The sequence below is a fragment of the Pararhizobium sp. LjRoot238 genome (genome assembly GCF_964252955.1).
Classification (GTDB): Bacteria; Pseudomonadota; Alphaproteobacteria; order Rhizobiales; family Rhizobiaceae; genus Pararhizobium.
Window position 1 is genome coordinate 231450 of the sequence record NZ_CAXUPP020000001.1, and the last position, 24625, is coordinate 256074.

Consider the following 24625-nt stretch of genomic DNA (forward strand, 5'->3'; position numbering starts at 1 on the left):
GGTCGAGCTCCCCTTCGAATTACTGTGCGGCGTTTGCAGCGACGTCTACGGTCTTTGCCGCGCCGTCGATGGAAGCCATGAGTGCCTTGTTTGCGTCACCGATATTGGTGGCGGCGGCGGCAAGCCAAGTGTTGTACTTGTCTTCGCTGACCACACGGATGGCGATCGGCATATAGGCATGGTCCTTGCCGCAGAGCTCGGAACACTGGCCGTAGTAGAGACCTTCGCGGTCCGCCTTGAACCAGGTTTCGTTGAGGCGGCCGGGAACGGCATCGATCTTGACGCCAAACGCCGGCATGGCGAAGGCGTGGATGACGTCGGCAGCGGTCACGAGAACGCGGACGGTCTTGCCGACGGGCACGACGACTTCGTTGTCGACAGCGAGCAGACGCGGGTATTCGGCCTTGTCTTCCTTGCCGAGCGAAGCGCGGTCTTCTTCCTTCATCATCAGGCTGTCGAAGGTGAGCGGGCTTTCGCCGACTTCATACTCGTAGGACCAGTACCACTGGTTGCCAGTCGCCTTCAGCGTCAGGTCCGGATTTGCCGGCGGCGTGAGCTGCGCGGTCAGGAGCTGGAAGGACGGGATGGCCAGGAAGAGCAGGATGATGACCGGACCGAGCGTCCAGGCGATCTCGATCATCGTATTATGGCTGGTCCTGGAGGGAACCGGGTTGGCCTTTTCGCGGAACCGGACCACGATCCAGATCAGAAGGGCGAGGACGAACAGCGTGATCGGGATGATGAACCAGAGCGTATACTGCTCGAACCATGTAATTTCTTCCATGATTCCCGTTGCTGCCGGCTGAAAGGTAGTCTGCCAAGCGACCGGCTTGTCGGCAAAGGCGTTCGTAGCAAAAAGCAGACAGGCAATCGATGCCAGAACTGCATAAGCCTTGTTTCTCACAATATGTCTCCCTGGGCGCTTGATCAGGATCAAACCGAAAACGCAGAATCCCTGCGATACTGAAGCGCTTCAAACCACAGTTTGATGAGCGCCGCAACATCTGTCCATTCAAGCCCATGCGGCATTTTTGCGCAAAGCATGCTTTTCGCACAGGCTCTTAAGCGATGCGGCTGTTCCGAAGGTACGGCGGAGAAGACCGCACCGGCACCATCGGCATTTCACGTCGATGCCGGACCTATACCATATTAAAGACAGCCGGCACTACACGGATGTCCTCTTATATATAGCGGCTTCACCACCGGCTTTGCCGTCTGCACGTCCTGCAAGAGCCCCATTTCCGCCACACCGGACTGGAATGTACCGGGCCGGGGCTTTTCATTTGCGTGTACGCACTTCAAGAATAGCCGGACTGATTCTTAAGTTTGAGGTTTACATGGGCCTGTCCCTCCTTTCCCGGCTGCCAATCGCGGCGTTCGGACTTGCCGCCACTCTTCTATCTTATACGGCAGCGGCCCAGCAGCCGGGAGCGCAACAGCCAGGTACACCGGGTACTGTAAAGTCGAACCATGGCGCGTGGTCGATCGTCTGCGATCAACCGGCAGGGGCAACTGCCGAGCAATGCGCGCTCATGCAGAACGTCATTGCCGAGGATCGTCCGGAAGTCGGCTTGTCGGTCGTCGTCTTGAAGACCGCCGACCGCAAGGCGAAGATCCTGCGCGTGCTTGCGCCGCTCGGCGTTCTGCTGCCGAACGGCCTCGGCCTCAATGTCGATGGCAAGGATATCGGCCGCGCCTATTTCGTCCGCTGCTTCTCCGACGGCTGCTATGCGGAAGTGGTTCTGGAAGAAGAACTGTTGAAGACATTCCGCAACGGCGCGACCGCCACGTTCATCGTCTTCCAGTCGCCGGAAGAAGGCATCGGCATCCCGGTCGACCTCAAGGGCTTCGGCGAGGGATATGACGCTCTGCCTTGAGGCGGTGAGCGTCTATCGCGCTCGCTGAGGGTTTACCCCCCTCTGTCAGCTGCGCTGACATCTCCCCCACAAGGGGGGAGATCGTTCTTTTCCATTCGTGGCTCCGTGTTAGGTGGGCAGCAGCGTCGCGGCTAATCTCCCCCCTTGTGGGGGAGATGTCGGCAAAGCCGACAGAGGGGCGTAAGCTCTCCCAGCAATAATAGCCGCAACTCTGCACCGCACTTGCCCCTCCCTCCTCCGCCCCCTAAATAGAGCGCACGCCGACCATCAAGGAGCCTCGCCCATGAACACCGATCTCATCAAACTGTTCGACAGCGACGAGGCGGCCGTGCGCGAGGTGCTGGCGCAGACGCTTTCCGGCGCCGATGACGGCGAGTTGTTCATCGAGCACAGCCAGTCGGAAACTTTGTCCTTCGACAATGGCCGCCTGAAGGGCGGCAGCTTCAATACCGATCAGGGATTTGGCCTGCGCGCCGTTGCCGGGGAAGCGGTCGGCTATGCGCATGCGGGCGATCTTTCGCTTGTCGCCCTGAAGCGGGCGGCCGATGCGGTCGGCGCGGTGACCCGCGGCTATTCCGGCACCTATGCGGCGGCTCCGCAACGCACCAACAGACGCCTCTACGGCGAGGAGAACCCGATCGGCGAACCGAGCTTCGAGGCCAAGGTTTCGCTGCTTGCCGAGATCGACGCCTATCTGCGGGCCAAGGACCCGAAGGTACGGCAGGTGACGGCCTCGATCGCTGCCAGCTGGCAGGTGGTCGATATCCTGCGCGCGGACGGCGAGCGCATGCACGACATCCGGCCGATGACGCGCCTCAACATTTCCGTCGTCGTCGGCGAAGGCGACCGGCAGGAATCGGGAACCTACGGCGTCGGCGGCCGGCGCGGCTTCGGCGATTTCGTCGCCACCGACAACTGGCAGCGCGGCGCCGATGAGGCCCTGCGGCAGGCGCTGGTCAATCTGACCGCCATCGACGCGCCGGCCGGAACCATGGATGTGGTTCTTTCTTCCGGCTGGCCGGGCGTGATGCTGCATGAAGCCGTCGGCCACGGGCTCGAGGGCGATTTCAATCGCAAGAAGACATCGGCCTTTGCCGGACTGATGGGCCAAACGGTCGCCGCCAAGGGCGTGACCGTCGTCGATGACGGCACGATCGAGGCCCGGCGCGGGTCGCTGACTATCGACGACGAGGGCACACCGTCGGGCTACAACGTGCTGATCGATGACGGCAAGCTCGTTGGTTACATGCAGGACCGCCAGAACGCCCGGTTGATGGGCATGAAGCCGACCGGCAACGGACGGCGCGAATCCTACGCGCATGTACCGATGCCGCGCATGACCAACACCTATATGCTTTCCGGCGACAAGACGCCCGAAGAAATCATCGCCTCGGTTAAGAAGGGCGTCTATGCCGTCTCCTTCGGCGGCGGCCAGGTCGATATTACCTCGGGCAAATTCGTCTTCGGCTGCACCGAGGCCTATCTGATCGATAACGGCAAGATCGGCGCGCCGGTCAAGGGTGCCATGCTGATTGGCAACGGGCCGGACGCGATGCAGCGCATCACCATGATCGGCAACGACATGAAGCTCGATACCGGCATGGGCAATTGCGGCAAGGGCGGCCAGTGGGTGCCTGTCGGCGTCGGCCAGCCGCATCTGCGCATGAATGAGATGACCGTCGGCGGCACGCAGGCCTGACGGCAGGCCCCGCCACCGCAGCTCAGATCATCATCACCCGCGCCACTGTTGCCGATGTGCCCGCCATCCGTCGCGGATTCAACCGGTGTTAACGCCGCTGCCGCTACAGTCCGGTCGTCGAAACTCGATCGCCAAGCGTCGGAAAAGCCCGTGAAAGCCATGTTGCGAAAATTCGTCAAACGCGCCGCCATTACCGGGGGGCTCGAAGCCGCGCGGCTGGCGAATGCCACCGGCCTGATGCGGCGCGCGCGCGGGCGCGGCGCGATCTTCACGCTTCATCACGTCCGCCCGAAAAAGCCCCGTGTGTTCGACCCCAATGCCCATCTGGAAATCACGCCGGACTTTCTCGACACGGCGATCACCCGGCTGAAGCGCGACGGCTACCGGTTCATTGCGCTCGACGCGCTGCCCGCTCACCTCACCTCGAACGATCTCCAGCCAGTTGCGGCGTTCACGCTCGACGACGGTTATCGCAACAATCTCGACTACGCGGCCCCGGTCTTCTCCAGGCATGGCGTGCCCTTCACCGTCTTCGTCGCCGGCGGTTTTATCGATCGAACCGAAATTCTCTGGTGGGAAGTGCTGGCCAGCCTGTTGGAGCGGCAGACGAACCTCAAGTTCCAATTCGACACGGAGATCGAGACGCTGCCAGCCGCGACGCTGCAGCAGAAGCAGGCCGCCTTCGATCGCATCGCCGCCTTCATCCATGCGATCGACGAAACGACGGCCGTGGAGCGGCTGAAGGCCATGGCCAGTCTTCAGGGCGTCGATGCACTGAAGCTGACGGCTGACCTCACGCTGGATGAAGCCGGCCTCCGGAAACTCATTGAAAACCCTCTGGCCAGCCTCGGCGCCCACACGATCACGCATCGCGCCCTGGCGCGCCTGACCGACGATGCCGTGCGAACCGAGATGGAACGGTCGGCCATGCGCGTCGAGCGGATCACCGGCCGCCGGCCGGCGTCGTTTGCCTATCCCTATGGCTACAGGGGAACCGTTTCGCAACGCGATCACCGGACGGCGAAAGAACTCGGCTTCACAACCGCCGTTACCACGCAGCCGGGCACGCTGGCCGATGGCATTGAAACAGCCGCACTGCCCCGCATCTCGCTGAACGGTCACTTCCAGAAGGCGGGTTATGTCAGCGCGCTCGCCTCCGGGACGCCGTTCAGGCTGACGGGAGGCAGCTAGCTGTTTGATCCCCGACTTTGATGGTGCAATCTTCTCACAGGCACGGAGGGATTCGCTATGGGGCAGATTTTACATGGGAGCGCCACGACGCGGCCTACAATTTCGGCCGTCGGCTCAAGACCCGCAAAGGCGTTGAGGCAGTTCCCACGCTGAGATCCGCTCGAATTTCAGCAGCGAGCGCCTTAACTGCCGACGCGCTGAAGGTTCCGCTCGACTGTAGCAGACAAATATCGAGGAATGGCAGGGTCACGGGGCATCGAGCATGCCGAATAGTTAAGCGCCATTGATGTTTGACATCAATTGAATTCGTTTGAATGTGAGCAATTGATCCAGTTAAATTAACCTATGCATGCAGAAATTAACATTTTACTACCTTAGGTAAAATAACCGCATACGGCGTTCCCGAAAGCGTCTTCGAAGCCATTCCAGGCCGCACGGTCGTTATCGGCGGCGGCTACGGCCGCGAGCCGGTGAGCGCTCCCCAGAAAATAGCGGCCGCCGAATAGAGACCGGCAGACCCGACCGCGCGCGCGGTCGGGTCAATTTGAGGAATATAGCGATGTTGAAAAGCGAAGGTGGCAGACTTTCATTGGCGGATACCGGCCTGCTGATTCTGGTCGCGTTTGTCTGGGGGTTCAACTTCGTGGTGATTGCTGTCGGACTGAACAGTTTCCCGCCCCTTCTGTTTTCTGCCCTTCGTTTCCTCGTCTGCGCATTGCCGGCTGTCTTCCTTGTTCCGCGCCCAGCAGTGCGTCTGCGCGACCTGGTAGGCCTTGGCGTGGTACTTGGCATCCTTCTCTTTGCCTTTCTGTTCGTCGGCATTCACGCAGGTATGCCAGCGGGGCTTGCATCGCTCGTCATGCAGTCGCAGGTCTTCTTCACCGTGGTGCTGGGAGTTGCCTTGCTCGGCGAACGTCCTCGTCCACTGAACTGGTTTGCCATCGTAATTGGATTCTTTGGCATTGCTCTCATTGCATCCGAGCGCGGTAGCTTCGACAAGGTCTCCGCGCTCATGTTCATTCTTGCCGGCGCATTGTCGTGGGGTGTCGCAAACCTCATGATGAAGAAGATGCCAAAGACAAACATGATGCACCTGATGGTATGGATCAGCCTGATCCCTCCTGTTCCGCTTATCCTTCTTTCCCTGGCTCTGGATGGCTGGCCCGCTATCAAAATCTCGCTGGTTGACATGAGTTGGCGCGGCATCGGCGCTATACTCTATACGGGTCTTCTTTCGACGATTTTTGCGTACGGTGTGTGGGGAAATATGCTGCAACGTTACCAGACCGTCGCGGTAGCCCCATTTGCACTTCTCATTCCGTTGTTTGGTCTGGTATCCGCCTCCGTGTTCCTCGGCGAGCAACACGGCGTGGTCGATGTCGTGGCTTCGTTTCTCGTCGTAACCGCACTGGCCATCAACGTGTGGACCCCTCAACTGGAAGCGTTTTTCCAAACGCCGGCCGCCAAGCGACTAAAATCCTTTCGTGAATGACGACACGTCGCTCTCTTCTAAGCCCGGCGGTGATCAGGGATACATCCTGACCTTGCTCCAGTTGCCCTGCGGGGTATCGCGGCGGAACTCGATGCGGTCGTGCAGGCGGAAGGCGCCGTCTTTCCAGAATTCGATCGACGTCGGCTTGATCCGGAAACCGGACCAGTAGTCCGGGCGCGGGATTTCGCCGATGACGTAGCGGGCGGTGTATTCGGCCACGGCCTTTTCCAGCGCGAAGCGGCTTTCGAGCGGCCGCGATTGTTTCGACGCCCAGGCGCCGATGCGGCTGCCGCGGGCGCGGGTCTTGAAATATTCATCCGCCTCTTCGTTGCTGACGATCTCGACGGGACCGCGCACACGCACCTGACGGCGCAAGGTCTTCCAGTGAAAGCACATCGCAGCCTTCATGTTGCCGAGGATTTCCTGGCCCTTGCGGCTCTCGAAATTGGTGTAGAACACGAAGCCGTGCTGATCGAAGTCCTTCAAAAGAACCATGCGCACATCCGGCAGGCCATCGGCATCCACAGTTGCCAGTGCCACGGCATTGGGATCGTTGATCTCCGATGCCTGCGCCTCTTTCAGCCATGTGCCAAAAAGGGAAAAGGGCTCGTTCTCTTCCGTGAAGTCACCAGTTGTTAACCCAGTCTCGCTCATATTGTCTTCCAATGCCGTGATGTGGCGATAGAGCCCGAGGGCCCCGCCGCCGCGAAAAAGTGTCAGAGCCTGCCGATGCGTCCTTGGACCTCGAAGCTGCTCTTTCGAGTCTGACAGGTATGCCGTGCAAGACATAGCAAAGTGGATCAAGGACACAAAGGTTTTCTCCCGGGTGATGGGTATGGCCGCTCTGTGTATCGCCGCAGGCGCCCTGTCGGGATGCATGGGGGCCGGCCTTGGCCTTGCGGGCTCCTCCGATGTCGACAGGACCGTTGCCACCGGCTCCGTGCCGCAGCCGAGCGATGACGAGGATAACGCCGACGCCATTACCGTGCGCAATGCAGTATCCTCCGCCGATGTGACGAAGATGACCGGAAACCCGATCCCCTGGGCGAATGCAAGCTCCGGCAGCGCCGGCGTCATCAGCAGCATCGCCGAGGAAGAGGTGAACGGCACCGTCTGCCGCAGTTTTACCACGACCCGCCATTCCTACCAGGGCATCGCCAACTTCGACGGCAAGACCTGCATGCTTGGAACCGGCGAATGGTATCTCACCAGTTTCGGCCCGCGCGGCTAAGCCAAACTGCCAAATTCCGCTACCTGCCATTAACCACGCTTCGACAAAGCCGCGCGACCCAAGCCCGCACTATGCCATTCCGGCCTACCGGCTAACCGATATTTAAGCAGCCGCTTCTCATCATCGCAACCATCAGGAGCGTGCCCGGCGTGGCGCGGTTTCCTCGTTGTTTCAACAGGCTGAAACGAACCGCTGGATGCGGTGCCTCGGCCCTCAAGAACGGTGACATGCATGCGTGATCCCTATTCAGTGCTCGGCGTCAGACGCAATGCCGGACCGGACGAGATCAAGGCCGCCTGGCGGGCGATGGCGAAGGCCGTGCATCCCGACCAGAACAAGGACGATCCGCTGGCGACCCAACGCTTTGCCGAAGCCGGCCGCGCCTATGAGGTGCTGAAGGACCCGAAGCTGCGCAACCGCTACGATTATGCGCGCCGCGAGGCAGAACTGCGCCGCATGGAAGAAATGAAGCGCAAGAGCCGCGGCGCCACCGACGAAGAAACCGTCGATCTGGAAACGGCCGAGGAGATGATTTCGCGCATCTTCGGCACTGACACTCGCGGCAAGCCTCAGGAGACCGCCAAGCCGCAGGAGAGAAAGCCGGCCGCTGCCGCACCGCAAGCCAAGGTCGAGCCGAAGCCGGAAGCGAAAGCGGAACCAAAAGGCGAGGCTATATCCGAACCCGACGCAAAGCCGGAAGCGAAAGCGGAAACAGCGGAAAAACCGGCAAGCTTCGGCGGTTTTCCCCGCGCTGCAGCGCCTGCCGCCGAACTGGTCTCGGCCATCGTCCGGCGCATTCGTGGCGCCGCGAACAAGACCGCCGACAAGGTGCCGGAAATCTTCTGTGACGTCACCGTCTCGGTCGAGGACATTTTTCGTCGCGAGAAGGCAACGGCAACGCTGCCCGACGGTCAGACCCTGAAGGTCAGCCTGCCCGCCGGCACGAGCGACGGCAGCGTCATTCGTCTCAAGGAACAGGGCTACCGGCTGAACGGCATGCTGCGCGGCGACGTCGTCGTGACCGTCCGTATTGCCCAGGACGGCGCCTTCCGACCGGATGGTATCGACCTGCGCACGACGCTGCCGGTCAACATCCAGGACGCCGTGCTCGGATGCGAGACGGCGGTGGAAACCCTGACGGGCCCGGTCAGGGTGACAATTCCGGCCTGGTCCGGCTCGGACCATGTCATCCGTCTTGAAGGCCACGGACTGCCGTCTGCCGATGGCAAACGCGGCGATCTGCTGGTCGAGTTGCGGCTTATGCTGTGGGAAAAGCCGGACGAAAAAGTCACCGATCTCATGCGCAGCCTGCGCAACGGACTGTATTTGTAACGTTTTTACGACAATCCCGGTGGACGCTGACCCATTATTACCGGGACTAACAGTTCCTGATCCGCACCACGCTTGAACCACAATGGCGGCTATGCCATAGCCAATGCTCGAAAATTCAGGACCGGCGCGGCCACGAGGCGGCGCATGGTTCCGGCAGGTTTAACGATGCGGAATTTCCAACCAGCAACGGCTGACGGAAACAGAGGCAATATTGGGGGCATAACGGCATGTCGCAAACATCCGGTCTGATGAAAGGTAAACGCGGCCTTATCATGGGCGTCGCAAACAACCGGTCGATCGCATGGGGTATTGCCAAGGCAATTCATGCGCAGGGCGGCGAACTGGCTTTCACCTACCAGGGCGACGCGTTGAAGAAGCGGGTAGAACCTCTGGCTGAGGAACTTGGCGCGGTCATGGCCGGCCATTGCGACGTCAGTGACGAATCCACGATCGATGCCGTGTTCGACAACCTCGAAAAACTGTGGGGAAAGATCGATTTCGTCGTGCATGCGATCGGCTTTTCCGACAAGGACGAACTGACCGGCCGCTATGTCGACACGTCAGCAGCGAACTTCGCGATGACGATGCAGATCTCCGTCTACTCGTTCACCTCGGTCGCTCGCCGGGCCGAAAAGCTGATGACCGATGGCGGCTCTCTGCTGACGATGACCTACTACGGCGCCGAGAAGGTCATGCCGAACTACAACGTCATGGGCGTTGCCAAGGCAGCCCTTGAAGCCAGCGTCAAATATCTGGCCGTCGACCTCGGCCCGAAGAACATCCGGGTGAACGCGATTTCCGCCGGGCCGATCAAGACGCTGGCCGCTTCCGGCATTGGCGACTTCCGCTATATCCTCAAGTGGAACGAGTACAACGCGCCACTGCGCCGTACCGTCACCATCGAGGAAGTGGGCGATGTCGGCCTCTACATGCTCTCCGATCTCTCCCGTTCGGTGACCGGCGAAGTGCATCACGCCGACAGCGGCTATCACGTCGTTGGCATGAAGGCTGTCGACGCGCCTGACATCGCCGTCGCCAAGGACTGACGCGACACGAATGAATTCCGGGGCTTGGCTCAAGCTTGAAGCCCCGGTCTGTCTTGCATAGAAAATTGCATACCCCTGCCCCGGAGTTGATCCGTGCTCATTTACATGATCCGTCACGGACAAACCGACTGGAATGCGCAGATCCGCCTCCAGGGGCAGAAGGACATACCCCTCAACGACACCGGCAGACGGCAGGCGAGCGGCAATGGCCGGGCGCTTTTTTCTCTTCTCGGCAGGCAAGCGGAAAATTTCGATTTCGTCGCAAGCCCGCTCCATCGGACCCGCGAGACCATGGAACTGGCGCGGGAAGCCATGGGCCTTGCCCGTTCCGGCTACCGCACGGATGAGAGGCTGAAAGAAGTCTCCTTCGGCGATTGGGAAGGCTATACACTGGCAGAGCTGGAACTGGAGATGCCCGAGCGCGTGGCCGAGCGCGAACTGTCCAAATGGGATTTCATCCCGCCAGGCCCGGATGCCGAGAGTTACGAGATCCTCTCATGGCGCGTCGGCGCCTGGCTTTCCAGCGTTTGCGCCCCCACAATCTGCGTCAGCCATGGCGGCGTGATCCGCACGCTGTTCAAGATGTGCGGCGCGATGGAAGCCGAGGAAGCAGCCCTTGGCGCCATTCCTCAGGACAGGATCTTGAAGATTGAAAACGGCGCGATCGGCTGGCTTTGAGAAAGCTTTCGCCGTCACGGCGAAAGCATCGGATCACGACGGAAGCAACGGAAATTACTGAACAATTTCCAGATCGTTGATGACGCGCTTGCCATCGACTTCGGTGTAGAACACCAGAACCTTGACGCCTTCCTTGAGGCCATCGAAGTTGAATTCCTCGGGCGCCTGGTAGCTCTTGCCGTCATCCAGGGAAAGGCTCAGCTTGTCGGTATCGACGCTGGTAATCACAGCTTCGACATCCGCGCTTTCGGCAAATGCAGCGAGTGGCGAAAAGAACCCGGCTGCGGTCATCAATGCGGCAACGATGAAACGCATCTTTCTTGCCCTCTTCAGTGATTCATTCAATTTCATACTGCCCATTGTTTGACCCCTGATTGTGGCAAAAATTGCCCGTTGCCATGACTTTTAAAAGTTTAGCCGATCTGAAATTTTCATGGCGGACCAAATCTTGACCGACGTACCCCATCCGATCGGCGAAGCGCGGATTTGATAGCAGGATCAGCCTCTAAAGCCAATCTTAAGACTCCATGTTTACCGTCATGCCGGGGAATATGGGGTTCTTGAACGTTGACCAAAAGCGCTACAATCCGTCACCGCGCCTGGACGCTCGCGAGGCTGGCGAAACCGTCGCTTTTTCCCGCCGTCATCGCCGCTGCCGTCGTCTTCACCGGTGGCTATTTCTTTAAAGAGCAGAACCGTCAAAACTTCCACAGCGAACTGAAGAGCAACGTCGAGAGCGAGCTCAACCTGATCTCCACCCGGCTGCAGAGCGAGATCAACAACAACATCACCGCCCTTCGCGGCTTTGCCAATAATTTCTCCGTCGCCCCCGACATGCCGCAACCGGTTTTCGACCAGTTGGCGACCAAGCTGCTCCTGCAGAATCCCCAAATGGTGCGTGTCAGCGCCGCGCCCGACGCCGTTATCCGCATGACGTTTCCGCTCGTCGGAAACGAGCGGATGATCGGCACTGATTTCAAGAAATTCCGCTCCTCCAGGGTCGCCGTCGATCGCGCCCAATCGAAGGCAAAGCCGATCATCGCCGGCCCGGTGAGACTGCCGAGCGGCCGCACGGGCTTCAACCTTTTCTCTCCTGTCTTCACCAAGAGCAACGAAACGGTGGCCTTCTGGGGTTTCATGGAAGCGGTCATCGACGAAAAGGAGATTTACGGCAGCGCGCGGCTGATGGGGGCTGGAACACAGGAGGACGAGACCGATGACGGCCGCCGTCCCATCGGGATCCAGCTGGCGATCCGCGATGTCTCGGTGAAAGACAACATCCAGGATGCCTTCTTCGGCGACACCTATATCTTCGAGAAATCACCGGTCATCCGCCAGCTCGATCTCCCGGGCGGCAGCTGGGAACTGGCAGCGATCCCGGCCAGTGGCTGGGCGCAGGAGCCGGACAACAGCACCTGGCTGGACATCACCGTTCTCGTCGCAGCCGCGATCGTGATCGTTCCGATTTTGCTGGCCGGCGGCCTCGTCAACGAACGCCAGCGCAACATGGCCACGCTGCGATCCCGCGAACGGGAGCTTCTGACCGTATCGCACCGGCTCAATCTGGCGCTCGAATCCTCCAAGATCGGCATCTGGGAGATCGACCTCGACACGCAGCATCGTTCCTGGGACGAGCGCATGTATCATCTGCACGGCATGCCGCCCGGCGATGGCGCACCAAGCTACGCCGATTGGCGGCGGACCGTTCATTCCGACGACATCACCACGGCCTCGCTCACCTTGTTCAAGGCGCTGGACGAAGACCTCGAATACCGTTCGCAATATCGTATCGTCATGCCGGACGGCAAAGTCCGCCATGTGCGCAATGTCGGCTCGACGCATGCCGGCGCCGACGGCAAGGCGAAGATTACCGGCATCAGCTGGGACGTCACCGACGACGTGCTGATGACCGAGCAGCTCAGAACCGCGAAGGCGATGGCGGAAGCCAAGAACGGCGAGCTCGCCGAGGCCAAGGACCGCATCGAGCATAATGCGCTGCACGATCCGCTGACCGGGCTTGGCAATCGCCGCATGCTCGACAAGGAACTGGAAACGCTGTCGGCTGCGCGCAAGGATGGCCTGCAGAACATCGCCATCCTGCATATCGACCTCGACCGCTTCAAACAGATCAACGACACGCTCGGTCATGCAGCGGGCGACGCGATGCTGGTGCATGCATCGAAAATCCTCCGCTCCAATGTGCGGGCTGGCGACATGGTTGCCCGCATTGGCGGCGACGAGTTCGTCGTCCTGGTCGCCGACCCGCCGGGCAAGGACTCTCTCTCGAGCCTCTCGGAACGCATCATCGCCGAGATGCGCCAACCGGTCGACTACAACGGCTTCCCCTGCCGCTTCGGTGTCTCGATCGGCATTGCGGTTGCCGGCGACATGGCGATCGACGAACGGCAGCTTCTGGTCAATGCCGATATCGCGCTCTACCGGGCCAAGGAAAACGGCCGCAGTCGCTGCGAATTCTTCACCGAAGCGCTGCAGGCGGAGATCGTCACCACCAAGCGCATCGCAGACGAAATCCTCGAAGGCATCGAGAAGAACCAGTTCATCGCCTGGTACCAGCCGCAGTTCGAGGCGGGAACGCTGCGCCTTTCCGGCGTCGAAGCGCTGATCCGCTGGAACCATCCGCGCGACGGCGTTCTGACGCCCGATAAATTCCTTGGCATTGCCGAAGAGCTCAACGTCGTCGCCACGCTCGACCGGATCGTCCTTGACCGGGCGCTGATCGATGCCATGCGATGGGCTGCGATGGGTATCGACGTGCCGAAGGTCTCCGTCAATGTCTCGGCCAAGCGATTGAGCGACGACACGCTCTTGAATTCGCTGCAGGGCCTTTCGTTCAAGCCGGGCCAGCTGTCCTTTGAACTGGTGGAGTCGATTTTCCTCGATGAGAGCGACGACATCGTCACGACCAATATCGAGGGTATCAAGAAGCTCGGCATCGATATCGAGATCGATGACTTCGGCACCGGCCACACCTCGATCGTCAGCCTTTTGAAGATCAAGCCGAAGCGGCTGAAGATCGACCGGCAGCTCGTCGCCCCTATTCTGAAGGCCCGCAGCGAGCAGGCGCTGATCCGCTCGATCATCGAGATCGGCCGCTCGCTCGGTATCGAAACCGTGGCCGAAGGCGTCGAGACCATGGCGCATGCGGAGATGCTCGGGCTGCTCGGCTGCGATCTGCTGCAGGGCTATGCCTTCGCCAAGCCGCTGACCTTCGAGAAATTCGTCACATTCGCCACCAACGAAGCCCTGCAACTGGCGTCCTGACCGTTCCCTCCCTGACGAGACACACTGTTCACGCGCCAATTGCCGTATTTTGCCAGAAAGGTTTTCCCTTTCCTGCATTTTCCCACTAATAGTCACGCCGAATGAATGTCGCATGCAGGCGCCTTGAACGCCGGCGGTTTACACATCGGTTCTGGACATGTCGCACAACACCTTCGGCCATCTTTTCCGCGTTACAACCTGGGGCGAAAGCCACGGGGTCGCACTCGGCTGCGTCATCGACGGCTGCCCGCCCGGCATCCGCTTCACGCTCGCCGAACTGCAAGCCTGGCTCGACAAGCGCAAGCCCGGCCAGTCTCGCTTCGTCACCCAGCGCCGCGAGGACGATCTGGTCAAGGTGCTCTCCGGCGTCATGCTGGACGCCGATGGCGAGACGATGATCACCACCGGCACGCCGGTCTCGATGATGATCGAGAATACCGACCAGCGCTCCAAGGACTATTCCGACATCGCCAAGAGCTATCGCCCGGGCCATGCCGACTACACCTATGATCTCAAATACGGCATCCGCGACTATCGCGGCGGCGGGCGCTCGTCGGCCCGTGAAACGGCGGCGCGGGTCGCCGCCGGCGGCCTCGCCCGCAAGGTCGTGCCGGGACTTCTGGTGCGAGGCGCGCTGGTGCAGATTGGCAAGCACAAGATCAACCGCGACAACTGGGACTGGTCGCAGGTCGGCAACAATCCGTTCTTCGCTCCTGATCCGGCGATTGTTCCCGTCTGGGAAGAGTATCTCGACGGCATCCGCAAGGCCGGTTCTTCGGTCGGCGCCGTGGTCGAGGTGGTCACCGAGGGCGTTCCGGCCGGGATCGGCGCGCCGATCTATGCCAAGCTCGACCAGGACATCGCCTCCAACCTGATGTCGATCAATGCCGTCAAGGGCGTCGAGATCGGCAACGGTTTTGGCGCGGCCGAAATCACCGGCGAGGAAAATGCCGACGAGATGCGCATGGGCAATGATGGCAAGCCGATCTTCCTGTCAAACCATGCCGGCGGCATCCTGGGCGGCATTTCGACCGGCCAGCCGGTGATCGCCCGCTTCGCCATCAAGCCGACCTCCTCGATCCTCACCCAGCGGCAGTCGATCGACAGTGACGGCAACAATGTCGATGTCCGCACCAAGGGCCGCCACGACCCCTGCGTCGGTATCCGTGCCGTGCCGATCGGCGAGGCGATGGTCGCCTGCACGATCGCCGATCACTACCTGCGCGACCGGGGCCAGACCGGACGCCTCAAGTAACTTCAAGGAAGAATCCCATGCCCTTTGACCAGAAGCGCGTTGCCGATGCCATCCGGGCCTTCGAGGCCGGCGAGATCGTCGTCGTCACCGACGATGGCGGACGCGAGAACGAGGGCGACCTGATCGTCGCCGCCGTTCACTGCACGCCGGAAAAGATGGCCTTCATCGTCCGCCATACCTCGGGAATCGTCTGCACGCCGATGCCGAAGGAAGAGGCCAAGCGCCTCAACCTCAACGCGATGGTGGCAGAGAACGATTCGGCCCATACGACCGCCTTTACCGTGACCGTCGATTTCAAGCACGGCACGACCACCGGCATCTCTGCCGACGACCGGACGCTGACGGTGCGCAACCTCGCCAATCCGAATGTCGGCCCGTCCGATTTCGTCCGCCCCGGCCATATCTTCCCGCTGGTCGCCCGCGAAGGCGGCGTCCTGATGCGTTCGGGCCATACCGAAGCCGCCGTTGATCTCTGCAAGCTCGCCAGCCTGCCGCCGATCGGTGTCATCTGCGAACTCGTCAACGACGACGGCACCGTTATGCGCGGCCCCCAGGTCGCCACGTTCGCCGAGACGCATGGGCTGAAGGAGGTTTCGGTCGCCGACCTCATCGCCTACCGCCAGCGCAAGGAAACGCTGATCGAACTGGAGGCGACGTTCGACGTCGATACGCCCTATGGCAAGGCCAAGGCCCATGCCTATTCCCTGCCCTGGGACCCGATGCAGCACCTCGCCATCATCTTCGGCGACATCCGCGACGGCGTCGATATTCCGGTGCGGCTACATCTGGAAAACGTGGCGGCCGATGTGTTCGGCAAGGATTGCGCGCTCGATGCCATCATGAAACGCATGTCGGAACAAGGCTGCGGCGTCATCGTCTACCTGCGCGAAGGGTCTGTCGGCGTCGGGGCCTCGCAGACCGCCCGCAAGGGCAAACATGACCGCGAAGGCCATGATGAGGCGCAGGCACGCGAAAGCGAATGGTTGGAAATCGGCCTCGGCGCGCAGATCCTGAAAGATCTCGGCATCACCTCGATCAAGCTGATCTCGTCCCGCGAACGCCACTATGTCGGCCTCGAGGGCTTTGGAATCCAGATCGCGGCGACGGAGATCCTCTAAGCGCGCGGCAAAAAGGGCACCGGTTGTGCGTGCCGGTGTCTTTTTACCGTGACGGCGCGCTTCTGTGCGGCCCTTAGCGAGAGGCGTCGGAGCTCGCACTTCGACCAATCCCGGTCAGGCGCGAACTCACCTGCACCGCTTGCTCCATCGGCCAGCGGAAAGTATCTATCTGAATCTGGTATTTTCCAGAATGGCCAAAACCGGCCTGCAATAATTGACCGCCTCCTGCGAGATCGGCTTGCCGAGCAACCAAACTCATGATTCGACGAGGATCACGATGGACTCCGGCACCACGCCATCATAAGTCATCGCTTCAGCAGCTGCCGTGCTCTCCAGGGCTTTCTTGAGGACGTCCATGTCCGGAACGTCCATAAGAACGGCAACCCGTGTCGGGTCCTGCGCGTCAACGAATGTTCGAATGTTGGTCACGCCAAGTGGACCAAATAACTCTTTGCGCTTTGGCGATTTGAGCCAATGTTCGGCGCCCTTTGTGATGTTGTGGTAGGCAACAATTGTCGGCATTGTATCCTCCCTCTTGCGACGTGAACGTCCGACATCCGCCAGGAGTGCCAAAATCCGTCCACGTCGATTCACGGAACGCCCTATAACTTGGACTGTCAAGCAGCGTCAGGGGCGCAACGGTTTAGAAACAACGATGGCCAGGACGGGGCGCTTCCCTTGAAGTACAGCCGCGTCCGGCGGCCGTTTGGCGCGAGCGAACAACTGGCCAACGACTGCGCCCCTACCGTCCATCCGTGAACTGCACGAGATCCCATAAATTTCCGTAGAGGTCTTCAAACACGGCGACAATGCCGTACGGAGCATGCTTCGGCTCGCGCGTAAACCGGATGCCGGCTTCGAGCATGGCCGAGTAGTCCCTGCTGAAATCGTCGGTCCGCAGGAATAAGAAAACTCGACCACCAGCCTGGTTGCCTATGAACGTTTCCTGATGAGTCGAGGACGCGCGTGCGAGAAGCAATGAGGTGCTGCCCTCGCCCGCGGGCCTGACGACAATCCAGCGCTTGTCCTGCTCCGGCTGGTAGGTGTCCTCAACCAGAGTGAACCCCAATTTGTTGACGTAAAAGTCGATTGCTTCGTCGTAGTCGCGAACGACAATCGCGATAAGTGCAATAGCTTGGTTCATGGCGCCTCTGCTGGTCCGACAATAGTATCTATGGTTGCAGAATTCGGGAGCGAATACGAGTCCGCTTCGGGTCAAAGCGGGCATTCACAGTTATGCGTGACTTCCTATACCCGATCCGCGCTCAGCGGACCTCGCGCTCCCAGCCATCCAGGAACACCACCTTCTCGACGCCCGCGAACTTCGCCACCCGTGCCAGTTCGGCCTCCAGCCGCTCCATCCGGCCCGACGACGTCCGCACGCCCTTTTCCCACCAGAGCCGCTTGACGTCGAGGGTTCCGGCCTTGCGGTCCGCCTTCATGTCGATGCGGCCGACGAGGCGGTCGCCTTCAAGCAGCGGGAAGACGTAGTAGCCGTATTCGCGCTTCGGCTCGGGCACGAAGACTTCGATGCGGTAATAGAAGCCGAACAGACGTTCGGTTCGGTTGCGGTCGCGGATCAGCGGATCGAAGGGGCTGAGCACCCGCAGGCGCGCGGGCGGATCAGTGAGATCGCGCAGTGCCTCGATCCCGTCGGCAAAGGCGAAGGAGCCGCGCGGCTTGCCGTCGACCGTTTCGATCGCAACGTCCTCCAACTCTTCACGATGGCTTTCCACCCATTGCTTGGCTTCCTGCGGCGTCACCAGATCGAAAAAGGCGGCGATCTCGCCGGACGTGGCAAAGCCGAGCCGCTTCAGCGCCTCGCGGCAGGCCCAGTCGACGAAGGTGTCGTGATCGACTTCGGCCTCGTAATGCTCCTTCGGGATCACCCGCTCGGTCAGGTCATAGATCTTCTGGAAATTGTCGCGCGCTGCAATCGAGAGTTTGCCGGTATGCCAGAGGAATTCGAGCGCCGTCTTCGACGGATGCCAGTTCCACCAGCCGCCCGACTTGTGATCCTCGGCTTTCACGTCCCGCGCCATGATCGGACCGTTCGCCCGAATCCGCTCATAGGTTTCCTCGAAGGCCTGATCAAAACCCTCTCCCTGCCACTTGCGCCAGTTCTCGCGGATCTTGGCCTCGCGCCGCACGAAGCGATGCTTCCAATAGGGGAAAAAAGCCGAAGGAATGATCGAGGCATCATGCGTCCAGTGCTCGAACAGCGCCCGGTCCTTCTCGATCAATGCCGCCAAGTGTTGCGGCCGGTAGGTCTGGTTGCGCGAGAAGAGGATCTGGTGATGGGCGCGCTCGACCGTCGAGATGCTGTCCACCTGGACGAAGCCGATATCGTGGATGAGATCGAGCAGACCGTCCTTGCCGAGTGCCCGGTGCGGCGCTGCCGCCAGGCCCTGCTTGTTCAGGAAAATGCGCCGCGCATCGCGGTTTGAAACGAGAATCGCCATGGAGACAATCTAGGCGAATGTTCACACTTTGTTCAAGCCCCCAACCGAACGCCTCTTTTCAACGGACAAGAATTCGTCCTATAGAGCCTGCCTATCGACAAGCGGGGGACGCGGATTGGACATACGCTTTTCCGGCGCATCCGTCAGCTTTGGCGAGCGCACGGTTCTCCAGCCTCTGACCCTGACGCTCACCGAGCGGCGCATCGGCATCATCGGCCTCAACGGATCCGGCAAGACCACCTTCGCACGCCTGATCAACGGCCTCGTCAAGCCGACGACCGGCACCGTCTCCGTCAATGGGCTCGATACGGTGCGCGATGACGGCGCGGTCCTCGCAGCCGCCGGCTTCATCTTCCAGAATCCGCAGCACCAGATCATCATGCCGATCGTGCACGAGGACATCGCCTTCGGCCTGAAGAATCGCGGCTTGAAGAGCGACGAGATCGAGCGCAAGACAGCCGCCGTGCTCGCCCGGTTCGGCATTACACATCTGGCCAAGCGGCGGGTCCACGAACTCTCGGGCGGCGAGACCCAACTCGTCGCCATCTCCAGCGTCGTCGTGACCGGCCCCGGCATCCTCATCCTCGACGAACCGACCAACCAATTGGATCTCAAGAATCGCCGGCTTGTCGAAAACACCATTGCCGGTCTCGACGAGCACACCATCGTCATCAGCCATGACCTGCCGTTGATCGAGCATTTCGACCGTGTGCTTTTGTTCCATGATGGCAAGCTTGTTGCCGATGGCCCGGCGCAGGAGACCATCCGCGCCTATCGCGAGGCGGCGGAATGCTGAACGGGCTGAATGTCGAGGGCAGCACGCCTCTGCACAGGATGCCGGTGCGCATGAAGCTCGCCATCCTGCTCGTTCTCGGCCTCGCGTTCTATTTCGTTTCGTCCTTTTTCGTGCTTGTCCCGGCTTTTGTGCTCGCCGCCGGCATCTATTTCACCACTGGCCTCACCGTCCGCGATGGCTTCACCCGCCTGAAACCCATCCTTTTCACCATCCTGATCCTGCTCATCGCGACGGCTTACCTCACCTCGATCCGCGAAGCGGCTGAGGCTTTTTTCCGGCTGACGGCGATCGTGCTGTTTGCGGGCGCCGTGACGGCGACGACGGCGACCGGCGACTTCATCGACGAGATAACCCGGCTGCTGCAGCCGCTCGAGCGGCTTGGCCTGCTGCGCGCTGCGGATGTCGGCCTCGCCTTCGGCCTCGTGCTGCGCTTCGTTCCCGATATCTTCAACCACTACCAGTCGATCCGCGAGGCGCATCGGGCGCGCGGCCTGAAGGTCCGGCCGTTGACGATCCTTGCGCCGCTGATCATCCTGACGCTCAAGGATGCCGATACGATCGCCATGGCGATCGACGCGCGCGGCTTTCGCCGGCCCCTGGCCGGCCGGAACAGATGATGTGCGCAGCTTTTGTTGCGCTGCCGGCTTCCCTTGGACGAGAAGCCGCTTTAGATCCAAGGTTCTAATGGACAAAGGACCCGTCATGAAAACCAGAGACCTTGTGCTTGTTGCCCTCTTCACCGCGATCATCGTGGTTCTCGGCATCATCCCGCCCATCACGCTCGGCTTCATTCCCGTGCCGATCACGGCTCAGTCGATGGGCGTGATGCTGGCCGGCTGCATCATCGGCGCCAAGCGCGGCGCGCTCGCCTATCTCCTGTTCGTGCTGCTCGTGGCAGCCGGCTTGCCCGTCCTATCCGGCGGCAGGGGTGGCCTTGCCATTATCCAGGGTCCGACCGGCGGCTTCATCCTTGGCTGGATCGTCGCCACCTTCGTCACCGGCCTGATCGCCGAGCGGCTGGTGAAGGACGGCCAGAGCGAGATCAGGCAGTTCGCGGCCTTCTTCATCGCCTCCGTCGTCGGCGGCATCGTGGTGCTCTATGCCATCGGCATGCCGTGGGTGAGCATGACGACCGGCACGCCGCTTGCCGACGTTGCAACAGGCTCGCTCGCCTTCATCCCCGGCGACCTCCTGAAGGCCGGCATCGCGACGCTTGCCGCCCGGGCTGTCCTCATCGGCTACCCGCTGCTGCCGCACCGCGCCTGAAATCCGGGCGCCGCCGGGCCTCCGTTTTTCAAGGATCCGGCGGCACTGTTGAAAACGCTGCAAATGCCCTACCTATGCCATGGACCTCGCACGCCCAAAACCATAGGTTCCTGCCATGACCACGATCCTGTTCGAAAACCCGATCTTTCTGGAACACAAGGTTCCCGAAGGTCACCCGGAACGGCCTGACCGGCTGAAGGCGCTCAATCTGGCGCTGGAGCACGAGCGTTTTTCCTCGCTCTCGCGGCTTGAGGCGCCGCAGGGCAATGAGGATCTGGTGCTGCTTGCCCATCCGGAAGAACATCTGCGCATGGTCATGTCGGTCATCCCGGAGGAAGGCATCAACTCGTTCGAGGCCGACACGCATGCGAGCCCCGCAAGCCTTCAGGCCGCATTGACCGCGATCGGCGGCGCCGTTGCAGCCGTCGACGCCGTGTTTTCCGGCAAGGCCGACAATGCCTTCGTCGCCGCCCGCCCACCGGGCCATCATGCCGAGAAGAACAAGGCGATGGGCTTTTGCTTCTTCAACACGATCGCCATCGCCGCCCGCTATGCACAGCAAAGGCACGGCGCCGAGCGGGTCGCCATCATCGACTGGGACGTGCATCACGGCAACGGCACGCAGGACATCTTCTGGGACGACCCGTCGGTGCTGTTCTGCTCGACCCACCAGATGCCGCTTTATCCGGGCAGCGGCGCCAAGACCGAGACAGGCGCCGGCAACATCGTCAACGCGCCGCTCTCGCCCGACACCGGCAGCGACCATTTCCGCGAGGCCTTCAAGTCACGCGTGCTCCCCGCGCTCGATGAATTCCGCCCGGATTTCATCCTGATCTCCGCCGGCTTCGACGCCCACCACCGCGATCCCCTGGCGCAGATCAATCTGGTCGCCGAGGACTTCGACTGGGCGACGGGGCGGCTGCTCGACGCCGCCGGCAAGACCGCCAACAATCGCATCGTCAGCCTGCTCGAGGGCGGCTACGATCTCCAGGGCCTGGCCGAATCGGCCGGCACCCACATCTATCGCCTGATGAGAGGATGACCATGACCACAGTACCGCAAACCGCCGCGATCGACGTTTCGTCTCTCTCCTTCGAAAAGGCCGTCGAGGAACTCGAAGCGATCGTCTCCGCGCTCGAACGCGGCGACGTTGCGCTCGACAAGTCGATCGAGATCTACGAGCGCGGCGAGGCGCTGAAGAAACATTGCGAAGCATTGCTCAGCGCCGCCGAAAACCGCATCGAGAAGATCAGGCTCGATCGCGCCGGCAAGCCGCAAGGGGTGGAGCCGCTCGACGGGGAGTGAGTCCTGAATTCTGAGCTTGATTTCTCGGACGCGGGAACCTAAAAAGGTCACATATGACCCCTGAATGGGAGGTTTCATGTCGACGATCAGCCTGAAAGACGCAAAAGCGACGTTTTCCCATGTCATCGACAAGGCGGCGTCCGGTGAATTTGTGACGATTACGCGGCATGGCCGCGCGGCAGCCGTGCTGGTCAGTGTCGGGGCGGCGGAAGCCGCAAAGAAGGCGCTCGGAACCGACCGGCCGAGCCTTGTCCGCTACCTCAAGACGTTCCCGACTGATCTCGACATTAGCGACGACGTTTTCGTTCGCAACCCCGCCCCGGCAAGAGATGTAGACCTGTGAGCGGCTTCCTTCTGGATACGAACGCCATCTCGGTGTTTGCCCCCTCCAGAACCGAACCATCACAGGCTTTCGCGGCATGGATGGATGAACAGGAGCGATTAAATAGCATTTACCTGTCTGCCATAACGGTCCATGAAATCCAAAAGGGCATCAAGATATTGGAACACAGAGGAGCCAAATCGAAAGCCGAGGCTCTCGGCATTTGGCTTGTTGGCCTGACATCCGCCTATGCCGAAAATATCCTGCCTCTCGATGCCACGGTTGCCAGGATTTCGGGTGAATTGGAAGCTATTGCCGTATCGGCAGGCCATGCCCCAGGTGCGGCGGACGCCATGATCGCGGGAACGGCAAAAGCCCACGGCTTGACGGTCATCACAAACAATCTCAAAGACTTCACGCCCTTTGCCATATCTGCCAAGTCGCCCTATCAAATCGCAGGCTAATTTTCGGGAGACAATTAGCCGATCGACGGGGAATAGGCCTGTGGCTCGACTGACGGACAGCTTGAAGGTAAAGTGGCGCCATGAGCAAGGAACAGGTTCTGGCCACACTACGGAAAAATCGCTCGACTCTGGAGAGTGCGGGCGTGGAGCACGTTGCGCTGTTCGGGTCCTTTGCACGCGCCGAGGAAGAGGCTGGGTCCGACGTCGACGTCGTCGTCGAGTTGTCCGAACCGGTGCGGCGATCCGGCTTCGGCTATTTCGGAGCACTGGAGCGATTGAAGGCGGCGATCGAGCATATGACCGGCAGACGCGTCGATATCGTCGCCGAACCAGTTCAAAACGCACGACTGCGGCGCGAGATAGAACGGGACCGAACCATTGCCTTCTAGCAAGCCGTTGGTTCGGCTACGCGACATTGTCGCAAACGTACGACTGATCGACAAATACATGGACGGGTTGGACTTCGCCCTGTTCAAAGAAAACAATCTGGTTCGGGACGCCGTGGAAAGATGCCTGCTGCGCATTTCCGAAGCAGCCGCGAAGCTCGGCACGTTCGCTGAAGAGCAATTTCCCGACCACAATTGGGCGGGCATTCGGGCCATGGGAAATATCCTCAGGCACGAATACGACAATGTCGATGCGGAAATCATCTGAAACATCCGGGAGAACAGCCTGCCAGGTCTTCTTGCGGACGTTGAGGCTTTCCTCTCCGGACAGCAAGAGATCGAGGCCGACTGTTAATTCGCGCGTCGCCCATTGCGCGCCACCGTCAGACCTTGTTTTCATGCTTTCTTTCGGCCGCACCTGCCAAAGGCTTACGAGGACCCGCCATGAGCTTCTTCCCCGGACCAGACCCCGTCGCCGGTGATGCGCCGGCGTGTGATGCGATCGAGCATCTGATCATTCCGCGCACCAGCGATATCGGCAATCTGCAGGTGCGACGGGCCCTGCCGACGGCGAAGCGCCGGCTGGTCGGGCCATTTATCTTCTTCGACCGCATGGGTCCGGCGCTGCTCAGGGCCGGTCAGGCAGTCGACGTGCGGCCGCATCCGCATATCGGGCTTTCGACCGTCACCTATCTCTTCGACGGCGAGATCAAGCATCGCGACAGTCTCGGCACCGAAATGGTCATCGAGCCCGGCGACATCAATCTCATGACCGCCGGGCGCGGCATCGTGCATTCGGAGCGCTCACCTGAAAAGCTGCGTGGGCTACCGCAGTCGATCTCCGGGCTGCAGACCTGGCTGGCGCTGCCGGATCAATACGAGGAAATCGATCCGATCTTCACCCATACTGAAAAACGCGACCTGCCGTCCTTCAACACCGGCGGCATGGAAGGACGTGTCGTCATCGGCACATTCGAGGGCATGCGGTCGCCGGTCTCGGTGTTTTCGGATACGATCTATGTCGACCTGAGGATCGAGCCCGGCAAAAGCGCTCCTTTCGCCGCCCAATGGGAGGAGCGCGCGCTCTATATCCTCGAAGGCGAGGCGATCATCGCCGGCGATCATTTCGCCGACAATCAGCTGCTGGTTTTTCGGGCAGGCGATCCGATCACCGTCACGGCCGGTCCGATGGGCTGTCATGTCATGTTGTTCGGGGGCGCGGCGCTGGGCTCGGCGCGGCATATCTGGTGGAACTTCGTTTCCTCTTCGAAGGAGCGGATCGAACAGGCCAAGGAGGAGTGGCGCACCGGCCGCTTCGACATCGTGCCGGGGGACGAGAAAGAGTTTATCCCTTTGCCGGAACGGTAATATTCGTTAAACTCTTTGTTTGCGCCGCAAGAAAACCCGTTTTTGCAATCCATGT

27 protein-coding genes are annotated in these 24625 nt (G+C 60.8%); 21 read left to right on the forward strand and 6 right to left on the reverse strand.

Translation table 11 applies throughout. From position 1 onward, the window contains the following. Positions 1-19: 19 nt before the first annotated feature. On the reverse strand, positions 20-904 hold the full coding sequence (coxB, locus tag ACSQ3F_RS01280) for a cytochrome c oxidase subunit II (RefSeq protein WP_436098546.1): 885 nt from the start codon (positions 902-904) through the stop codon (positions 20-22). A gap of 433 nt (positions 905-1337) precedes the next feature. On the opposite strand from coxB, the gene ACSQ3F_RS01285 reads away from it, so the two are divergent. The 4 genes from ACSQ3F_RS01285 to ACSQ3F_RS01300 all read left to right on the forward strand — a co-directional run bounded on the left by ACSQ3F_RS01285 (position 1338) and on the right by ACSQ3F_RS01300 (position 6259). Next, positions 1338-1877: an invasion associated locus B family protein gene (locus tag ACSQ3F_RS01285; RefSeq protein ID WP_349437616.1), complete on the forward strand. Its 540-nt coding sequence runs from the start codon at positions 1338-1340 to the stop codon at positions 1875-1877. 283 nt (positions 1878-2160) lie between these two features. After that, positions 2161-3576 (forward strand): metalloprotease TldD, encoded by a 1416-nt coding sequence (gene tldD / locus ACSQ3F_RS01290; protein ID WP_436098547.1) that lies wholly within the window; start codon positions 2161-2163, stop codon positions 3574-3576. A gap of 159 nt (positions 3577-3735) precedes the next feature. After that, the gene (locus ACSQ3F_RS01295; protein WP_436102009.1) at positions 3736-4767 is read left to right on the forward strand and encodes a polysaccharide deacetylase family protein; all 1032 of its coding nucleotides are present in this window, start codon (positions 3736-3738) and stop codon (positions 4765-4767) included. 559 nt (positions 4768-5326) lie between these two features. Beyond that, entirely contained in the window at positions 5327-6259 is a 933-nt protein-coding gene (locus tag ACSQ3F_RS01300) for an EamA family transporter (protein WP_436098548.1), read from the forward strand. 33 nt (positions 6260-6292) lie between these two features. Here ACSQ3F_RS01300 and pdxH read toward each other — a convergent pair whose 3' ends face one another. Beyond that, positions 6293-7138 carry a pyridoxamine 5'-phosphate oxidase gene (gene pdxH / locus ACSQ3F_RS01305; RefSeq protein ID WP_436098549.1) on the reverse strand — a complete coding sequence of 282 codons (846 nt, stop codon included), beginning with the start codon at positions 7136-7138 and terminating at the stop codon, positions 6293-6295. Here pdxH and ACSQ3F_RS01310 point away from each other — a divergent pair. The 4 genes from ACSQ3F_RS01310 (at position 7038) to ACSQ3F_RS01325 (ending at position 10546) form a co-directional block, all read left to right on the forward strand. Next, a complete protein-coding gene (locus ACSQ3F_RS01310; protein ID WP_436098550.1) occupies positions 7038-7490 on the forward strand; it encodes an RT0821/Lpp0805 family surface protein in 453 nt (150 codons plus the stop codon). The two genes, pdxH and ACSQ3F_RS01310, sit on opposite strands and share 101 nt — an antisense overlap. Before the next feature lie 231 nt (positions 7491-7721). Further along, positions 7722-8822 carry a DnaJ C-terminal domain-containing protein gene (locus tag ACSQ3F_RS01315; RefSeq protein ID WP_436098551.1) on the forward strand — a complete coding sequence of 367 codons (1101 nt, stop codon included), beginning with the start codon at positions 7722-7724 and terminating at the stop codon, positions 8820-8822. A 227-nt stretch (positions 8823-9049) separates the two neighbouring features. Continuing rightward, entirely contained in the window at positions 9050-9868 is an 819-nt protein-coding gene (gene fabI / locus ACSQ3F_RS01320; protein ID WP_436098552.1) for an enoyl-ACP reductase FabI, read from the forward strand. 93 nt (positions 9869-9961) lie between these two features. Then, complete coding sequence (locus ACSQ3F_RS01325; protein WP_436098553.1) at positions 9962-10546, forward strand: histidine phosphatase family protein; 585 nt, start codon at positions 9962-9964, stop codon at positions 10544-10546. 54 nt (positions 10547-10600) lie between these two features. Here ACSQ3F_RS01325 and ACSQ3F_RS01330 read toward each other — a convergent pair whose 3' ends face one another. Further along, the gene (locus tag ACSQ3F_RS01330; RefSeq protein ID WP_436098554.1) at positions 10601-10861 is read right to left on the reverse strand and encodes a DUF1344 domain-containing protein; all 261 of its coding nucleotides are present in this window, start codon (positions 10859-10861) and stop codon (positions 10601-10603) included. 252 nt (positions 10862-11113) lie between these two features. Between ACSQ3F_RS01330 and ACSQ3F_RS01335 the strand changes: the two genes are divergently transcribed. From ACSQ3F_RS01335 to ribB, 3 genes are all read left to right on the forward strand, one after another. After that, positions 11114-13828, forward strand: a complete 2715-nt coding sequence (locus ACSQ3F_RS01335) for a bifunctional diguanylate cyclase/phosphodiesterase (protein ID WP_436098555.1) — start codon at positions 11114-11116, stop codon at positions 13826-13828. Positions 13829-13985: 157 nt separating this feature from the next. After that, complete coding sequence (gene aroC, locus ACSQ3F_RS01340; protein WP_436098556.1) at positions 13986-15083, forward strand: chorismate synthase; 1098 nt, start codon at positions 13986-13988, stop codon at positions 15081-15083. Between the two features lie 17 nt (positions 15084-15100). Next, positions 15101-16201 carry a 3,4-dihydroxy-2-butanone-4-phosphate synthase gene (ribB, locus tag ACSQ3F_RS01345; RefSeq protein WP_436098557.1) on the forward strand — a complete coding sequence of 367 codons (1101 nt, stop codon included), beginning with the start codon at positions 15101-15103 and terminating at the stop codon, positions 16199-16201. 255 nt (positions 16202-16456) lie between these two features. Here ribB and ACSQ3F_RS01350 read toward each other — a convergent pair whose 3' ends face one another. From ACSQ3F_RS01350 to ACSQ3F_RS01360, 3 genes are all read right to left on the reverse strand, one after another. Beyond that, complete coding sequence (locus ACSQ3F_RS01350) at positions 16457-16723, reverse strand: hypothetical protein (protein ID WP_436098558.1); 267 nt, start codon at positions 16721-16723, stop codon at positions 16457-16459. 220 nt (positions 16724-16943) lie between these two features. After that, positions 16944-17345, reverse strand: a complete 402-nt coding sequence (locus ACSQ3F_RS01355; RefSeq protein ID WP_436098559.1) for a VOC family protein — start codon at positions 17343-17345, stop codon at positions 16944-16946. A gap of 121 nt (positions 17346-17466) precedes the next feature. Then, positions 17467-18663, reverse strand: a complete 1197-nt coding sequence (locus tag ACSQ3F_RS01360) for a winged helix-turn-helix domain-containing protein (protein ID WP_436098560.1) — start codon at positions 18661-18663, stop codon at positions 17467-17469. A 115-nt stretch (positions 18664-18778) separates the two neighbouring features. On the opposite strand from ACSQ3F_RS01360, the gene ACSQ3F_RS01365 reads away from it, so the two are divergent. The 10 genes from ACSQ3F_RS01365 (at position 18779) to ACSQ3F_RS01410 (ending at position 24570) form a co-directional block, all read left to right on the forward strand. Further along, positions 18779-19459, forward strand: coding sequence for an energy-coupling factor ABC transporter ATP-binding protein (locus ACSQ3F_RS01365; protein WP_436098561.1), 681 nt, complete (start codon positions 18779-18781; stop codon positions 19457-19459). Next, positions 19453-20076: an energy-coupling factor transporter transmembrane component T family protein gene (locus ACSQ3F_RS01370; RefSeq protein ID WP_436098562.1), complete on the forward strand. Its 624-nt coding sequence runs from the start codon at positions 19453-19455 to the stop codon at positions 20074-20076. The genes ACSQ3F_RS01365 and ACSQ3F_RS01370 overlap by 7 nt, the downstream gene beginning before the upstream one ends. An 85-nt stretch (positions 20077-20161) precedes the next feature. Further along, on the forward strand, positions 20162-20725 hold the full coding sequence (locus tag ACSQ3F_RS01375; RefSeq protein ID WP_436098563.1) for a biotin transporter BioY: 564 nt from the start codon (positions 20162-20164) through the stop codon (positions 20723-20725). 115 nt (positions 20726-20840) lie between these two features. Further along, positions 20841-21767: a histone deacetylase family protein gene (locus ACSQ3F_RS01380; protein WP_436098564.1), complete on the forward strand. Its 927-nt coding sequence runs from the start codon at positions 20841-20843 to the stop codon at positions 21765-21767. A gap of 2 nt (positions 21768-21769) precedes the next feature. After that, complete coding sequence (locus tag ACSQ3F_RS01385; RefSeq protein ID WP_436098565.1) at positions 21770-22030, forward strand: exodeoxyribonuclease VII small subunit; 261 nt, start codon at positions 21770-21772, stop codon at positions 22028-22030. A 76-nt stretch (positions 22031-22106) separates the two neighbouring features. Next, complete coding sequence (locus ACSQ3F_RS01390; RefSeq protein ID WP_436098566.1) at positions 22107-22373, forward strand: type II toxin-antitoxin system Phd/YefM family antitoxin; 267 nt, start codon at positions 22107-22109, stop codon at positions 22371-22373. Beyond that, complete coding sequence (locus ACSQ3F_RS01395) at positions 22370-22816, forward strand: type II toxin-antitoxin system VapC family toxin (protein WP_436098567.1); 447 nt, start codon at positions 22370-22372, stop codon at positions 22814-22816. Before ACSQ3F_RS01390 ends, ACSQ3F_RS01395 begins: the two co-directional genes overlap by 4 nt. 80 nt (positions 22817-22896) lie before the next feature. Then, positions 22897-23205, forward strand: a complete 309-nt coding sequence (locus ACSQ3F_RS01400) for a nucleotidyltransferase family protein (RefSeq protein ID WP_436098568.1) — start codon at positions 22897-22899, stop codon at positions 23203-23205. Between the two features lie 58 nt (positions 23206-23263). Continuing rightward, entirely contained in the window at positions 23264-23470 is a 207-nt protein-coding gene (locus ACSQ3F_RS01405) for a HepT-like ribonuclease domain-containing protein (RefSeq protein WP_436098569.1), read from the forward strand. Positions 23471-23646: 176 nt separating this feature from the next. After that, positions 23647-24570 (forward strand): pirin family protein, encoded by a 924-nt coding sequence (locus ACSQ3F_RS01410; protein WP_436098570.1) that lies wholly within the window; start codon positions 23647-23649, stop codon positions 24568-24570. Positions 24571-24625 lie beyond the last annotated feature (55 nt).

Bases quoted from the DNA above. Each gene is read 5' to 3' on its own strand.
- ACSQ3F_RS01285 (WP_349437616.1), top strand. From the start codon at position 1,338: ATGGGCCTGTCCCTCCTTTCCCGGCTGCCAATCGCGGCGTTCGGACTT.
- tldD (WP_436098547.1), top strand. From the start codon at position 2,161: ATGAACACCGATCTCATCAAACTGTTCGACAGCGACGAGGCGGCCGTG.
- ACSQ3F_RS01295 (WP_436102009.1), top strand. From the start codon at position 3,736: ATGTTGCGAAAATTCGTCAAACGCGCCGCCATTACCGGGGGGCTCGAA.
- ACSQ3F_RS01300 (WP_436098548.1), top strand. From the start codon at position 5,327: ATGTTGAAAAGCGAAGGTGGCAGACTTTCATTGGCGGATACCGGCCTG.
- pdxH (WP_436098549.1), bottom strand. From the start codon at position 7,138: ATGCATCCCGACAGGGCGCCTGCGGCGATACACAGAGCGGCCATACCC.
- ACSQ3F_RS01315 (WP_436098551.1), top strand. From the start codon at position 7,722: ATGCGTGATCCCTATTCAGTGCTCGGCGTCAGACGCAATGCCGGACCG.
- fabI (WP_436098552.1), top strand. From the start codon at position 9,050: ATGTCGCAAACATCCGGTCTGATGAAAGGTAAACGCGGCCTTATCATG.
- ACSQ3F_RS01330 (WP_436098554.1), bottom strand. From the start codon at position 10,861: ATGCGTTTCATCGTTGCCGCATTGATGACCGCAGCCGGGTTCTTTTCG.
- aroC (WP_436098556.1), top strand. From the start codon at position 13,986: ATGTCGCACAACACCTTCGGCCATCTTTTCCGCGTTACAACCTGGGGC.
- ribB (WP_436098557.1), top strand. From the start codon at position 15,101: ATGCCCTTTGACCAGAAGCGCGTTGCCGATGCCATCCGGGCCTTCGAG.
- ACSQ3F_RS01350 (WP_436098558.1), bottom strand. From the start codon at position 16,723: ATGCCGACAATTGTTGCCTACCACAACATCACAAAGGGCGCCGAACAT.
- ACSQ3F_RS01355 (WP_436098559.1), bottom strand. From the start codon at position 17,345: ATGAACCAAGCTATTGCACTTATCGCGATTGTCGTTCGCGACTACGAC.
- ACSQ3F_RS01360 (WP_436098560.1), bottom strand. From the start codon at position 18,663: ATGGCGATTCTCGTTTCAAACCGCGATGCGCGGCGCATTTTCCTGAAC.
- ACSQ3F_RS01370 (WP_436098562.1), top strand. From the start codon at position 19,453: ATGCTGAACGGGCTGAATGTCGAGGGCAGCACGCCTCTGCACAGGATG.
- ACSQ3F_RS01375 (WP_436098563.1), top strand. From the start codon at position 20,162: ATGAAAACCAGAGACCTTGTGCTTGTTGCCCTCTTCACCGCGATCATC.
- ACSQ3F_RS01380 (WP_436098564.1), top strand. From the start codon at position 20,841: ATGACCACGATCCTGTTCGAAAACCCGATCTTTCTGGAACACAAGGTT.
- ACSQ3F_RS01385 (WP_436098565.1), top strand. From the start codon at position 21,770: ATGACCACAGTACCGCAAACCGCCGCGATCGACGTTTCGTCTCTCTCC.
- ACSQ3F_RS01390 (WP_436098566.1), top strand. From the start codon at position 22,107: ATGTCGACGATCAGCCTGAAAGACGCAAAAGCGACGTTTTCCCATGTC.
- ACSQ3F_RS01400 (WP_436098568.1), top strand. From the start codon at position 22,897: ATGAGCAAGGAACAGGTTCTGGCCACACTACGGAAAAATCGCTCGACT.
- ACSQ3F_RS01405 (WP_436098569.1), top strand. From the start codon at position 23,264: ATGGACGGGTTGGACTTCGCCCTGTTCAAAGAAAACAATCTGGTTCGG.
- ACSQ3F_RS01410 (WP_436098570.1), top strand. From the start codon at position 23,647: ATGAGCTTCTTCCCCGGACCAGACCCCGTCGCCGGTGATGCGCCGGCG.